Source organism: Streptomyces ortus, assembly GCF_026341275.1.
GTDB classification, from domain to species: domain Bacteria; phylum Actinomycetota; class Actinomycetes; order Streptomycetales; family Streptomycetaceae; genus Streptomyces; species Streptomyces ortus.
Map to the genome: position 1 here is coordinate 3,733,505 of NZ_JAIFZO010000002.1, position 12,596 is coordinate 3,746,100.

Consider the following 12,596-nt stretch of genomic DNA (forward strand, 5'->3'; position numbering starts at 1 on the left):
CCGTAGTGCCCGGCCGGCCGTCCTTGCATCGTGATCGTTTACCCCGCCTGCCACAAGGGCCGCAGTACTCGAGAACGGCCGCGGGGAGGCCGTGGGGTTCACGATCCTTGGCGCATCCCTCACCCGTTCCGGTCCGTGCGAACCTTGTGCGTTCCCCGTGCGTTGTCCTGGGAGGCCGCCCTCTGTCGGCCGGGGCCGCGTTCCATCGCGGTCGGGAGTCGAGCGTCGGGGAAGGAGGGGCAGGTCGTGGCAGAGCGGATCCGCGCGGCCTCACCCCCCGGCGGACACCGGGCTCCCGTCACCGGCGTGCTGCTGGCGGTGCTCCTCACCGTCCTCGGCGTACTGGGCCTGCAGGGGAACCCCGCCGCGGGGTCTTCCGACGCGCTGACGTCGGTCGCGGTCGCCGCACATCACAGCGCGGCGCCCGCGACCGGCGTCAGCGCGTCGGCACCCGCAGGAGCCCGGGCCGACGCCCGTACCGGCGTCGACGACTCCTGCCCCACCGCCTGCGGCCAGCCGCCCCGCGCGGGCCGCGTCACCGCGGGCGAGTGGCACGCGCCGCCTCCCGGCGGATTCCTCGTGCCGCCCGGCCTCGTGGTCCCGCTGGCGAAACCGGGCCCGCCGCTGCCGGCCGCACTCGGCGCCTTCACACCGTCACAGCATTCCCCGCGGCACAGCGGGCGCGGCCCGCCGCCTCCCACCGGCATCTGACGTCACCCAGTCGACAGTCGATCCCCACCGCGCCCCTTTCCGGGGTGCGGTCATGCCTGTTGGAGGCACCCTTGACGCGCGCCATCCGCGTGCGGGCGTTCTTCGCCCTGGCCGTCCTGGCCCTCTCGCTCTACATCACCCTGACCGTCCCGGTCCGTCTCGGGCTCGACCTGCGCGGCGGAACCCAGCTCGTACTGGAGACCCGCGACTCCCCCACCGCCGAGGCCGACTCCGAAGCGACCGACCGAACCCTGGAGGTACTGCGTCAGCGCATCGACGCGCTCGGCGTCTCCGAGCCCACCATCGCCCGTTCCGGGGACAACCGGATCATCGTCGAGCTGCCGGGTGTCCAGGACCCGCGTGAAGCCGCCGACGTCCTCGGCCGCACCGCCCAACTGACCTTCCACCCCGTTCTGGACACGGAGCCCGACACGGATCCCGGCACAGTCGACACCGACGAGTCCGGGCGCCCCGTACGCCTGGGCCCCTCGGCACTCACCGGCGCGGACGTCGACAGCGCCGAGGCGCGGATCGACGCGCAGAGCGGGGCCGGCTGGTTCGTCGGCATCGAGTTCAAGGGCGCGGGCGACGCCTGGGCCGAGCTGACCGGCAGGGCCGCGTGCCACCCGGCCGGTGACCCGGCCCGCCGCGTGGCCATCGTCCTGGACGACAAGGTCATCTCCTCCCCGCAGGTCAACTCGTCCGTGGCCTGTCGTACGGGCATCACCGGCGGATCCACCCAGATCACCGGTTCGTTCAGCCAGGAGGAAGCCCGCGAACTGGGCCTGCTCATCAACGGCGGAGCCCTGCCCGTACCGGTCGAGACCGTCGAACAGCGCACCGTCGGCCCCACGCTGGGCGCCACGGCCATCGAGGCCAGCGCCTGGGCCGCCGTGATCGGCACCGCGCTGACCTCGCTTTTCATCATCGCCGTCTACCGGCTCCTCGGTGCCCTCGCCGCCGTCGCCCTGGCCTGTTACGGAGTCATCTCCTACGCCGCTCTGGCCGCACTCGGCGCCACCCTCACCCTCCCGGGGCTCGCGGGGTTCGTCCTGGCCATCGGTATGGCCGTCGACGCCAACGTGCTCGTCTTCGAGCGGGCCCGCGAGGAGTACGCGGCCCGCCGCAAGGGGCTGCGCCCGGCCCTCTCCGCGGGATTCCGCAATGCCTTCAGCGCCATCGCCGACTCCAACATCACGACCCTCATCGCCGCCGGGCTGCTCTTCCTCCTCGCCTCCGGGCCGGTGCGGGGCTTCGGCGTCACCCTGGGCATCGGCGTCCTCGCCTCGATGCTCAGTGCCCTGGTCATCACCCGCGTCCTCGCCGACCACGCGGTCGCCCGCCGGTCCGTACGCCGCCGGCCGCACCTCACCGGCATCGCGGACACCGGCAGGGTCCGGGACTGGCTCACCCGCCGCGACCCGGACCTGATGCGGCGCGGGCGCACCTGGCTGGCGGCCTCCGCCGTGGCCCTCGTCCTGGCCGCCTCGGGCATCGCGGTCAAGGGGCTGAACTTCGGTGTCGAGTTCACCGGCGGACGGCTCATGGAGTACGCCGCCTCCGCCCCGGTGGACGCCGACCGTGCCCGGACCGCCCTGGCCGACGCGGGGCTGCCCCGCGCCGTCGTGCAGACCTCGGGCGACGGCGATCTCACCGTACGCACCGATCAGCTGACCAACGCCGAGGCGGCGAAGGTGGACAAGGCGGTCGGCGAACTGGCGGGCGGCGCCGAGAAGATCCGCGACGAGCTCATCGGTCCCAGCCTCGGGGACGAACTGCGCCGGGGAGCCCTCATCGCCCTCGCCACGGCGCTGGCCGCGCAACTGCTGTATCTCGCCGTCCGCTTCCGGTGGGCGTTCGGGGCGTCCGCGGTCGTGGCGATGGTCCACGACGCCCTGATCCTCGTCGGTGTCTTCGCCTGGCTCGGCAAACCGGTCGACGGTGTCTTCCTCGCCGCCCTGCTGACGGTGATCGGCTACTCGATCAACGACTCCGTCGTCGTCTTCGACCGGATCAGAGAGCTGACGTCCGCCAACCGCACCCACGACCCAGGCACAGGAACCGGCGGCGGCGACGGACGAAAGGGAATCCCCTTTCCGGTGCTCACCAACACGGCGATCCTGCAGACCCTCCCCCGGACCGTCAACACCGGGATGGGAGCCGTGTTCATCCTCGCCGCCCTGGCCCTGCTGGGCGGTGACTCCCTGACCGACTTCGCCCTCGCCCTGCTCATCGGCATCGTCGTCGGCACGTACTCCTCGATGTTCACGGCCGCACCCCTGGCCATCGAATTCCACGCCCGTGGCAACCCGCCGTCCGGCACACGGAAACGGGGCGCGCGGTAGGGACCGGACCGAGCGGTGCCACTGCTGTCGTCCTGCCGCACCGAAACGGGCGGGCGGGGCGAAGGAGCGCTGCACCATGCGGGTCCTCTTGGTCGGAGCAGGGGGCGTCGGCACCGCGATCACCAGGATCGCGGCCCGTCGCCCCTTCTTCGCGCACATGGCCGTCGCCGACCACGACCTCGCACGGGCGGAGGCGGCCGCGCCGTTGCTCCTGCCCGACCCGACCGAGCCGTCTCGGTCCGGTGGGCGGCGTCGGTGTCCGATGTGTTCATGAGGACAGGTCTGCCGCTCGGCCGATCACCGCGGACAGTCCGAACTCGAAGCGCTCGTCGAACGACCGCGCGTCGAGGTGGTGCAGGACGCGGTACAGGGCGGGGTGGGTGGTCCTGGACACCGTCTCCGCCACCGTGTCCTTCAAGGGGTTCTGCGGCGCGGCCTGTTCCTCCTGGGTCAGGCCGAGGGCGAGGTAGATGATCGTCCACGTGGTCCAGGCGGCGTCCCGCTCGTCGAGACCGCCGTCCAGGAGCGCGGCCACCAGCGCGTCGGCGAAGGCCAGGGTGTGCGGTTCGGCGGCGTACGTGCCGACCACGAGTGCGGCGCCGTCGCGGTGGGCGAGCAGCGCGCGGCGGTAGCGGCGGGCGAGTTCGCGCACCCCTTCTTCCCAGTCGGCCGGAAGCCCGTCGAGGGGGGCTTCGCCGACGACGGCGTCCGCCATCAGCTCCAGCATCCGGGCCTTGGTCTTCACATGCCACAGCACGGTGTTCATCCGCACGCCGAGCCGGTCGGCGACCGCCCGGGTGGACAGGGCGTCCAGGCCCTTCTCGTCCAGCAGTTCCAGCGCGGCCCGGATCACCGCTGCGGGGTCCAGCCGGGGGGCGCGGCCCTCACTCGCTTGCCTATTGGTCATTGACCTAGTTTACTGCGGACACGTTATTGGTCAGTGACCTAGGAGGATGCGTGAACGAGCAGGTTGTCATCGCGGGCGGAGGTCCGGTCGGGTTGTGGCTGGCCGCCGAACTGCGGCTGGGCGGGGTCTCCGTCACCGTCGTAGAGGAACGGACCGACATCGATCAGCGCTCGAAGGCGCTCACCGTCCATCCCCGGACCATCGAGATCCTCGCCTCGCGCGGTGTGCACGAGCCCTTCCTGGCGGAGGGCCTGCGGATACCGGGCGGGCACTTCGCCATGCTCGAACAGCGGCTGGACTTCGGGGTGCTGGACACCCCGTTCCCGTACACGCTCGCGCTGCCGCAGGCCCGTAGCGAGGAACTGCTGGCGGAGCACGCGCTCGCACTCGGCGCCACCGTCCTGCGGGGGCACCGCGTCGGCGGGTTCACCGAGGACGCGGACGCGGTGACCGTACAGGTGCAGGGACCCGACGGGCCGTACGAGCTGCGGGCGGCGTACCTCGTCGGGTGCGACGGCACCCGCAGCACCGTACGCACCGCCGCCGGTATCGACTTTCCCGGTACGCCCTCCACGGTGCTGGGCTGGCTCGGCGATGTCGTGCTCGACCACCCGCCACGCCCCGGGTTCGGCGTCTTCGGGCTCCGGGGCGGGCTGCTGGTCGCGCCGCTGCCCGGCGGCCGTTATCGTCTCGTCGGCATCAGCCCCGACAGCCTCACCACCGAGTCGCCGGGGGAGCTCACTCTGGCGGAGTTGCGGGCCAAGGTCGTCGCCATCACGGGCGAGGACTACGGGATGCGCGACCCGGTGTGGCTCTCCCGTTTCGGCAACGCCACCCGGCTGGCCTCGGAGTACCGGCGCGGCCGGGTCCTGCTCGCGGGTGACGCCGCCCACCAGCACTTCCCGACCGGCGGTGTCGGCATGAACGTCGGCATCCAGGACGCGCACAACCTGGGCTGGAAGCTCGCCGCGACCGTCGGCGGCCGGGCCCCGGCCGGTCTGCTCGACAGCTACCACGCCGAGCGCCACCCGGTCGGCGCCCAGCTGATGGAGCACAGCCGGGCCCAGACCGCCCTGATGACCGGTTTCACCCCCGAGGGCCTCGATCTGCGGTCGTTCCTCAGCGGAATGATCGCCACCCAGCCGGGCTTCGGCGGGGCCCTGGCCGAACGCCTCACCGCGCTCGCCGTGACCTACCCGGCATCGGACGCGGCGGCCCATCCGCTCACCGGGAGCCGCGCCCCCGACCTGGCCTTCACCGGCTCCGGGAGCGGCTTGCACGGGCGGTTGCGCGCGGACGGTCACCTGCTCCTCGACCTGACGGGCGGCACATCCGGTCAGGATCGAGGCCCGGAGAACGTACAACCGCGGAATGTCCTCGCGGACCGGGCGCGGCCGGGGCTCACCGTGCATGCCGGGTCCCTCGACCGGCCGCCGGCCGCCTGGGCCCCGGTGCGCGCCGCCCTGATCCGACCCGACGGGCACCTCGCCTGGATCGGTACGGATCCGGACGACACCGCGCTGGCCGCCGCCGCGGACCGTGCGCTCGCCCTCACGCACGGCCCCGCGACCGGCTGACCGCGCCCCACACGGGACGCGGGGCCGCGAAAGCCCCGAGGAAGTGCGGTCAGTCGCCCACGTACGCCGCGAGGTGTTCGCCCGTCAGGGTGGAGCGGGCGGCGACCAGGTCGGCCGGGGTGCCCTCGAAGACGATCCGGCCGCCGTCGTGACCGGCGCCGGGGCCGAGGTCGATGATCCAGTCGGCGTGCGCCATGACCGCCTGGTGGTGCTCGACGACGATGACCGACTTGCCGGCGTCGACGAGCCGGTCGAGCAGGCCGAGCAGCTGCTCGACATCGGCGAGGTGGAGGCCGGTGGTCGGCTCGTCCAGGACGTACACACCGCCCTTGTCGCCCATGTGGGTGGCCAGCTTGAGCCGCTGGCGCTCGCCGCCGGAGAGCGTGGTGAGCGGCTGGCCGAGGCTGAGGTAGCCGAGCCCGACGTCGGCGAGGCGTTGCAGGACGCGGTGCGCGGCCGGGACGCTCGCCTCGCCCGCCCCGAAGAACGCCACGGCGTCGGTCACCGACATCGCGAGCACCTCGCTGATGTCACGGCCGCCGAGGTGGTACTTCAGGACCGCGGCCTGGAACCGCCGGCCCTCGCACTCCTCGCAGGGAGTGGCGACACCGGCCATCATCGCCAGGTCGGTGTAGACGACGCCCACGCCGTTGCAGGTGGGGCAGGCGCCCTCGGAGTTGGCGCTGAACAGCGCGGGCTTCACGTCGTTGGCCTTGGCGAACGCCTTGCGGATCGGGTCGAGCATGCCGGTGTACGTCGCCGGGTTGCTGCGCCTGGAGCCGCGGATGGCGCCCTGGTCGATCGACACCACACCCTCGTCGTCGTGGATCGACCCGTGCACGAGCGAGCTCTTCCCCGAGCCGGCGACACCGGTGACGACGGTGAGCACCCCGAGGGGGATGTCGACGTCGACGCCCCGCAGGTTGTGCGCTGTCGCGCCGCGGATCTGCAGCGAGCCGGTGTGCTCGCGTGGTGTCTTCTTGAGGGCGGCCCGGTCGTCGAGGTGGCGGCCGGTGACGGTGTCACTGGCCCGCAGCCCCTCCACGGTGCCCTCGAAGCAGACGGTGCCGCCCTCCGTACCCGCGCCGGGGCCGAGGTCGACGACGTGGTCGGCGATCGCGATCGTCTGCGGCTTGTGCTCCACGACGAGCACGGTGTTGCCCTTGTCCCGCAGCCTCAGCAGGAGCTCGTTCATCCGCTGGATGTCATGGGGGTGCAGGCCGATGGTGGGCTCGTCGAAGACGTAGGTGATGTCGGTGAGCGAGGAGCCGAGGTGGCGGATCATCTTGACGCGCTGGGCCTCGCCGCCCGACAGCGTGCCCGCGGGCCGGTCGAGCGAGAGATAGCCGAGGCCGATCTCCACGAACGAGTCGAGGGTCTGCCGCAGCGCGGCGAGCAGTGGTGCCACCGACGGCTCGTCGAGGCCGCGGACCCATACGGCCAGGTCACGGATCTCCATCGCGCAGGCGTCGGCGATGGAGACCTTGCCGATCTTCGACGAGCGGGCACCCTCGCTGAGCCGGGTGCCGTCGCACTCGGGGCAGGTGGCGAAGGTGACCGCCCGCTCCACGAACGCCCGGATGTGCGGCTGCATCGACTCCTTGTCCTTGGACAGGAACGACTTCTGGATCTTCGGGATCAACCCCTCGTAGGTGAGGTTGACGCCGTTGACCTTGACCTTGACCGGCTCGCCGTGGAGGAAGGCCCGCAACTCCTTCGCGGTGTACTCGCGGATCGGCTTGTCCGGGTCGACGAAGCCGGACTGGGCGTAGACCTGCACGGTCCACTGGCTGTCCGACTTCCAGCCGGGGATGGTGAAGGCGCCCTCGGAGAGTGACTTGGAGTCGTCGTAGAGCTGGCTCAGGTCGATGTCGGAGACCGAGCCCCGGCCCTCGCAGCGCGTGCACATGCCGCCGGTGCGGTTGAAGGTCGCCTTGACCGTCTTCTTGGCGCCGCGCTCCACGGTGATCGCACCGCTGGCCCGGACCGAGGCGGTGTTGAAGGAGTACGCGCTGGGCGGGCCGATGTGCGGTGTGCCGAGGCGGCTGAAGAGAATGCGCAGCATCGCGTTGGCATCGGTGGCGGTGCCCACGGTGGAGCGCGGGTCGGAGCCCATCCGCTGCTGGTCGACGGTGATCACGGTGGTCAGCCCGTCGAGGACGTCGACCTCGGGGCGGGCCAGGGTGGGCATGAAGCCCTGGACGAAGGCGCTGTACGTCTCGTTGATCATCCGCTGCGACTCGGCGGCGATCGTGTTGAACACCAGCGAGCTCTTGCCCGAGCCGGAGACACCGGTGAACACGGTCAGGCGGCGCTTGGGGATCTCGATGCTGACGTCTTTGAGGTTGTTCTCGCGCGCGCCGTGCACGCGGATCAGGTCATGACTGTCGGCAGCGTGCGGCGCGGACGACCGCGTGTCCGTCCTGGGGGCCATGCGCATCATGTCTCCGTCTGTCGATCCGTCGATCTGTCGATCTGTCCAACTGTTGATCTGTCCACCTGTTGTTCCGGCGCGTCACGGCGCGGCGGAAGCTCGCGTGCGGGGTGACGTCCATGGCAGTCACGCTAGACGCGGCGCGGGGTGAGGCGCTTCTCGATTCCTGATCGATCCGGCGCCCGCGCCCGCACCCGGCCCGCGCGCCCGGCCGGTGGCCCTACGTGCGCGGGGTGGTGATGCGGGTGATCGCCTCAAGTGTGAGGGCACGGTCGTGGGGTTCGTTGTCCAGAGCCCGGTGCAGGGTGAGACCCTCGATGAGGGCGTCGAGTTGCCGTGCCGTGTCCGGGTCGAAGTGCTTCTCCAGATGGGTGCGGCTGCGGCCCATCCACTCATGGGTGAGTTCCCGGTAGACCGGCCGGCGCGCGGCGAGGGTGTACAGCTCCTGGGTGAGTACGAGGTCGCGCTGGCTGCCCTCCGACAGGACGTGCACCAGGTCCGCCACCGCCTGCCGGGCCTGGTCACGGTCGGCCGGAGCGGCGAGGTGGGCGTCGAAGACGGCGACGATGTGGTCGGCGAAGCGGGTGAACGCCTCTCGGAGCAGCTCGTCCATACCGCTGAAGTGGTAGGTCATCGACCCCAGCGGGACACCCGCGCGCGCGGCGATCTTCCGGTGGGAGACGCTGGCGATCCCCTCCTCGGCGATGAGATCGAGGGTCGCGCCGATGATGCGTTCGCGGCGCCGCGGGTCGGTGTGTCCGGTGGCCATGGCGGGGGCCTTCAGAGGGTGCGGACCGGGCGGGCGGGGTTGCCGACGGCGACCACGTTGGCGGGCACGTCCTTGGTCACCACCGCGCCGGCACCGATGACGGAGTTGTCTCCGACAGTGACACCCGGCAGCACGATGGCGCCTCCCCCCAGCCACACGTTGTCCCCGATGGTGATCGGCTCGGCGGCTTCCAGCTTGTCGCGCCGGGGCTGCGGCTCCAAGGGGTGGGTGGGGGTGAGCAGTTGCACGTTCGGACCGATCTGGCAGTCCTCGCCGATGGTGACCGCCGCGACGTCCAGGGCGGTGAGGTTGTAGTTGACGAAGGTGCGCGCGCCGATCGTGATGTTGCTGCCGTAGTCGACGTACAGCGGTGGCCGCACATGTGCGTCGGGTCCCAGGGAGCCGAGCAGTTCGGCGAGGATCGGGCGGGCCGCCTCGGTGTCCTCGACGTAGGCGGCCTGATAGCGGGCGGCCAGCCGCACGGCACGCTCGTAGCGGCGGACGATCTCCGGGTCGTCGGCGATGTAGTGGTCGCCCGCCGCCATGCGTTCGAGATTCGTGCGGGGATCATGGGCGAAGTAGTCCGTCGGCATGCGTACGATCGTACACTCGACGGCGGTCCGCGACCCGGAAAACGCTGCCCTCGGCCGGGAGCCGGGATCGGAAGCCGGGGGCCGGGCCTACCGGCGTCCGGGCTGCAGCACTCCGGCGAGCAGGAGCACCAGCAGGCCGGCCAGGGGCACCACGAGCAGGCCCGCCCGCAGGCTCGCCGCGTCGGCGACCAGTCCTACGACGGGCGGGGAGACCAGGAACCCGAGGCGCATGAGCCAGGAGACGATGGCCAGTCCCGAGCCCGGTTTGAGGCCGGGCAGTTCGTCGGCCTCGTGCATGGCCGCGGGGACCAGCGTCGCCACACCGAACCCTGCCGCGGCGAACCCGAGAATCGTGCCGGGCACCGTGGGCGCGGCCAGCGCCAGGCCCATACCGACCACGACGACGGCGCCGCCGGCGCGGGCCACCGTGCGCTGGCCGAACCGGTCGACGAGGCGGTCACCAATGATGCGGCCGACGAACTGGGCCCCGACCAGCGCGATGTAGCCGGAGGCGGCCAGCGTCACCGACGCGGACAGCGAGCCGGAGAGATAGAGCGCGGCCCAGGAACTGCCCGCGTCCTCGACGAGTGTCCCGGCCGTGGCGATGAGCACCAGGGCGCCCAGCACGTACGCGGTACGCCGGCCGGCCGTCGGACGCCCCGCCTGCCGTCCGCCTCCGCCGCCGGGACCGGACTCGGCGGCCGAACCGGGCATCGACCCGATCTCGGTCTCGGGCTCGGGCTCTGTCTCAGGCTCGCGCTCCGTCTCGGGGCCGGGCAGGCAGAACCGCAGGGCGACGCACGCGGCCACTGCGAACACCACACCCGAGATCGCCAGGTGCTGCCCGCGTGAGAGGCCGAGCGCGATCGCCGCGGCGGCCATGGCTCCGCCGGTGACGGCGCCGATGGACCAGATCGCGTGGAAGGAGTTGATGATGGAACGTCCGTAGCGTCGCTGCACGCGCAGTCCGTGGGCGTTCTGCGCCACATCGGTGACCGCGTCCATCGCCCCGGCCAGGAACAGCGCCGCCGCGAACAGCAGCACCGAGTCGGCCAGACCCGCGACGAGGATGCCCGCGCCGGTCAGCAGGGTACCGGCCACCGCCGCCCGCGCCGAGCCCATCCGGCGGATCACCACTCCCGCCGCGAGACCGGCCGCGATGGCACCGGCCGGGAACGCGGCGACGGCCAGGCCGTAGGCCGCGTTCCCTATGCCGAGATCCGCCTTGATCTGCGGATACCTCGGCAGGAGGTTGGCGAACAGGGCTCCGTTGGTGAAGAACAGCACGGCGACGGCCGCCCGGGCCCGCCGTTCGGCCGACGCGGGCCGGCGCAGTACGTCAACAGTCATGAGGATGAGCCTATAGCGGGAGCGTACGAACGTACACTCCTGAATATCGGCAGGCCACGCGGGTGATGACACAGGGGTGACACACACGGCGGGGCGGGACCGACCTGTGCGCCGGTCCCGCCCCGTCCCGCATCCGCGCGGCCGTCCCGCATCCGCGCGATCGCTCGCGTGTGACCTACTTGCTCGCGGCGAAGCGCATCAGGGCCTGCTCGTCGCCCTGCTTGATCTTCCCTGTCTCGTTGATGACCTGCAGCTTCCAGGCCCCGCCGACCCGGATCGCCTTGGCGACGGCGCAGCCGTTGTCGTTGCTGAGGAGGCTCGGCCAGATGTCCGCCACCTGCTGCGTGCTGCCACCGCTGGCGTCGTACACCTTGAAGCTGATGTTGCGCGCCTTCTGGAAGGAGCTGCTCTTCTTGTAGGCGGCGGCGACGAAGACGATCGAGGTGATGTTCCCAGGGACACGGGCGAACTCGACGGTCACCGTCTCGTCGTCACCGGCGCCCTTGCCGGTCTGGTTGTCGCCGGTGTGCACCAACGAGCCGTTGCCCAGCGGGTCCAGGGAGTCGAGACCCGCCAGTCGGACCGGGTCCGAGCCCTGCATGGCGATGGCGATCAGGTCGAGGTCCGTGCCGGTCTTCTGGCGCAGCTTGCCGATCAGTCCGCCGCTGCTGCCGACGGTGGGGTCCCAGGAGACCCCGATCGACAGATGGGTCACTCCGTCGAGATCCGCCGGGCCGTCTTCCTTCGTAAGCGTGATCATGCCTGTTCCTCTTGATCGTGAGAATGCCTGTATGCAGTGTGCCTGCCCCGTGTCACACCACATAGCCCGGGACCCGTACGAATCACCAGATCCCCGCCCCGCTCGGGTCACAGGCGCCCCGATACACCCATCGGGCGATCCGTCCCCTCACCGCGGGACGGCTCACTGGCCCGCCTGGATGTCCCCCCGCGTGGAGGACGCGATGGTCTCGCGGTGGGCGAAGTCGCCCGGCGGGATGCCCGGGTGATGGCCGAGGCGGGTCGCTGGTTCGGTGGCGGAGGGATCGAGGGTGAGGCGGGAGACGATGCGGTAGCGGTCGCCGCGGTAGATCGAGTGGACGTATTCGACGGGCCGGCCGGTGGTGTCCGAGGTGAGCCGTTCGAAGAGGAGCGCCGGGGACAGTTCGGGAACGTCGAGCAGTTCGGCCTCGGCGCGGGTGACGACGGTCGGCTCGATGGCCTGCACGGCCTCCTGGACATGGACGCCGTGCTGTTCGCGCAGGTGCTCGTACAGGTCGCCCGCTTCCAGTTCCCGCGCGGACAGGGTGGGGACCAGGTCGGCCCTGATGTGCAGATGCTCGATGGCCATCGGGGCGCCGTCGACCAGGCGCAGCCGTGCCACGTACACGATCTCGGCGGCGGGCGACATCCGCAGTCTGCGGCCCACGCGTGCGCCGGCCGCGAAGGTGGTGAACTCCAGCAGGCGGCTCGACCAGGCACCGGAGGCCTGAGGTGCCGTCATGGTCTGCCGCCCGGAGACGAGTTCCTGGGTGATCTTCTCCGGTGCGACGAACATGCCCCGGCCGTGTTCCCGCACCAGGAGGCCCGCGGCCACGAGTTCGTCGACCGCCGCACGCAGGGTCGGGCGGGACACGCCCAGCCGGGCGCACAGGGAGCGCTCGGAGGGGATGGCGTCACCGGGGCTGCGGGACTCGACGAGGTCGAGGACGAAGTCGCGGACCCGCTCCCGTTTCAGTACCGCGCCCGACGCGTCCTCCCTCATGCCGCCCCCACCTTCATACCGCTCCCCCTCATGCCTCTCCCACCCTCATGTCGCTCCCCCATGCTGCGCCTTTCGCACTCTCGTGCGCGACAGCGCCTTTACCAGTTGACCAGTTGCCGTGCGCCGTGTCACTCCTGGTGGGGCGAAG

At 71.4% G+C, this 12,596-nt stretch carries 10 protein-coding genes and 1 pseudogene; 4 read left to right on the forward strand and 7 right to left on the reverse strand.

Annotated elements, in window-relative coordinates:
• Window positions 1-246 precede the first annotated feature (246 nt).
• The 3 genes and pseudogenes from K3769_RS19750 to K3769_RS19760 form a co-directional block, all read left to right on the forward strand.
• Entirely contained in the window at window positions 247-711 is a 465-nt protein-coding gene (locus tag K3769_RS19750; RefSeq protein ID WP_267027730.1) for a hypothetical protein, read from the forward strand.
• Window positions 712-782: 71 nt separating this feature from the next.
• Window positions 783-3,056: a protein translocase subunit SecD gene (gene secD / locus K3769_RS19755; protein ID WP_267027731.1), complete on the forward strand. Its 2,274-nt coding sequence runs from the start codon at window positions 783-785 to the stop codon at window positions 3,054-3,056.
• Between the two features lie 76 nt (window positions 3,057-3,132).
• Window positions 3,133-3,267, forward strand: a pseudogene (locus tag K3769_RS19760) (saccharopine dehydrogenase NADP-binding domain-containing protein); the annotation flags it as partial.
• 57 nt (window positions 3,268-3,324) lie between these two features.
• Here the strand turns inward: K3769_RS19760 and K3769_RS19765 are convergent.
• The gene (locus K3769_RS19765; RefSeq protein ID WP_267027732.1) at window positions 3,325-3,963 is read right to left on the reverse strand and encodes a TetR/AcrR family transcriptional regulator C-terminal domain-containing protein; all 639 of its coding nucleotides are present in this window, start codon (window positions 3,961-3,963) and stop codon (window positions 3,325-3,327) included.
• Window positions 3,964-4,013: 50 nt separating this feature from the next.
• On the opposite strand from K3769_RS19765, the gene K3769_RS19770 reads away from it, so the two are divergent.
• Complete coding sequence (locus K3769_RS19770; protein ID WP_267027733.1) at window positions 4,014-5,540, forward strand: FAD-dependent monooxygenase; 1,527 nt, start codon at window positions 4,014-4,016, stop codon at window positions 5,538-5,540.
• A 49-nt stretch (window positions 5,541-5,589) separates the two neighbouring features.
• Here the strand turns inward: K3769_RS19770 and K3769_RS19775 are convergent, their stop codons facing one another.
• The 6 genes from K3769_RS19775 to K3769_RS19800 all read right to left on the reverse strand — a co-directional run bounded on the left by K3769_RS19775 (window position 5,590) and on the right by K3769_RS19800 (window position 12,448).
• Window positions 5,590-7,980 (reverse strand): excinuclease ABC subunit UvrA, encoded by a 2,391-nt coding sequence (locus tag K3769_RS19775; RefSeq protein WP_267031447.1) that lies wholly within the window; start codon window positions 7,978-7,980, stop codon window positions 5,590-5,592.
• A gap of 214 nt (window positions 7,981-8,194) precedes the next feature.
• The gene (locus K3769_RS19780; RefSeq protein ID WP_267027734.1) at window positions 8,195-8,743 is read right to left on the reverse strand and encodes a TetR/AcrR family transcriptional regulator; all 549 of its coding nucleotides are present in this window, start codon (window positions 8,741-8,743) and stop codon (window positions 8,195-8,197) included.
• 11 nt (window positions 8,744-8,754) lie between these two features.
• Entirely contained in the window at window positions 8,755-9,336 is a 582-nt protein-coding gene (locus K3769_RS19785; RefSeq protein ID WP_267027735.1) for a sugar O-acetyltransferase, read from the reverse strand.
• A gap of 87 nt (window positions 9,337-9,423) precedes the next feature.
• Entirely contained in the window at window positions 9,424-10,686 is a 1,263-nt protein-coding gene (locus K3769_RS19790; protein WP_267027736.1) for an MFS transporter, read from the reverse strand.
• Window positions 10,687-10,861: 175 nt separating this feature from the next.
• The gene (locus K3769_RS19795) at window positions 10,862-11,446 is read right to left on the reverse strand and encodes a TerD family protein (RefSeq protein ID WP_267027737.1); all 585 of its coding nucleotides are present in this window, start codon (window positions 11,444-11,446) and stop codon (window positions 10,862-10,864) included.
• Window positions 11,447-11,608: 162 nt separating this feature from the next.
• A complete protein-coding gene (locus K3769_RS19800) occupies window positions 11,609-12,448 on the reverse strand; it encodes a GntR family transcriptional regulator (RefSeq protein ID WP_267027738.1) in 840 nt (279 codons plus the stop codon).
• Window positions 12,449-12,596: the final 148 nt, after the last annotated feature.

Coding starts and splice junctions, on each gene's coding strand:
- K3769_RS19785 (WP_267027735.1), bottom strand. CDS start 9,336: ATGCCGACGGACTACTTCGCCCATGATCCCCGCACGAATCTCGAACGC.
- K3769_RS19800 (WP_267027738.1), bottom strand. CDS start 12,448: ATGAGGGAGGACGCGTCGGGCGCGGTACTGAAACGGGAGCGGGTCCGC.
- K3769_RS19795 (WP_267027737.1), bottom strand. CDS start 11,446: ATGATCACGCTTACGAAGGAAGACGGCCCGGCGGATCTCGACGGAGTG.
- K3769_RS19775 (WP_267031447.1), bottom strand. CDS start 7,980: ATGCGCATGGCCCCCAGGACGGACACGCGGTCGTCCGCGCCGCACGCT.
- K3769_RS19790 (WP_267027736.1), bottom strand. CDS start 10,686: ATGACTGTTGACGTACTGCGCCGGCCCGCGTCGGCCGAACGGCGGGCC.
- K3769_RS19765 (WP_267027732.1), bottom strand. CDS start 3,963: ATGACCAATAGGCAAGCGAGTGAGGGCCGCGCCCCCCGGCTGGACCCC.
- K3769_RS19780 (WP_267027734.1), bottom strand. CDS start 8,743: ATGGCCACCGGACACACCGACCCGCGGCGCCGCGAACGCATCATCGGC.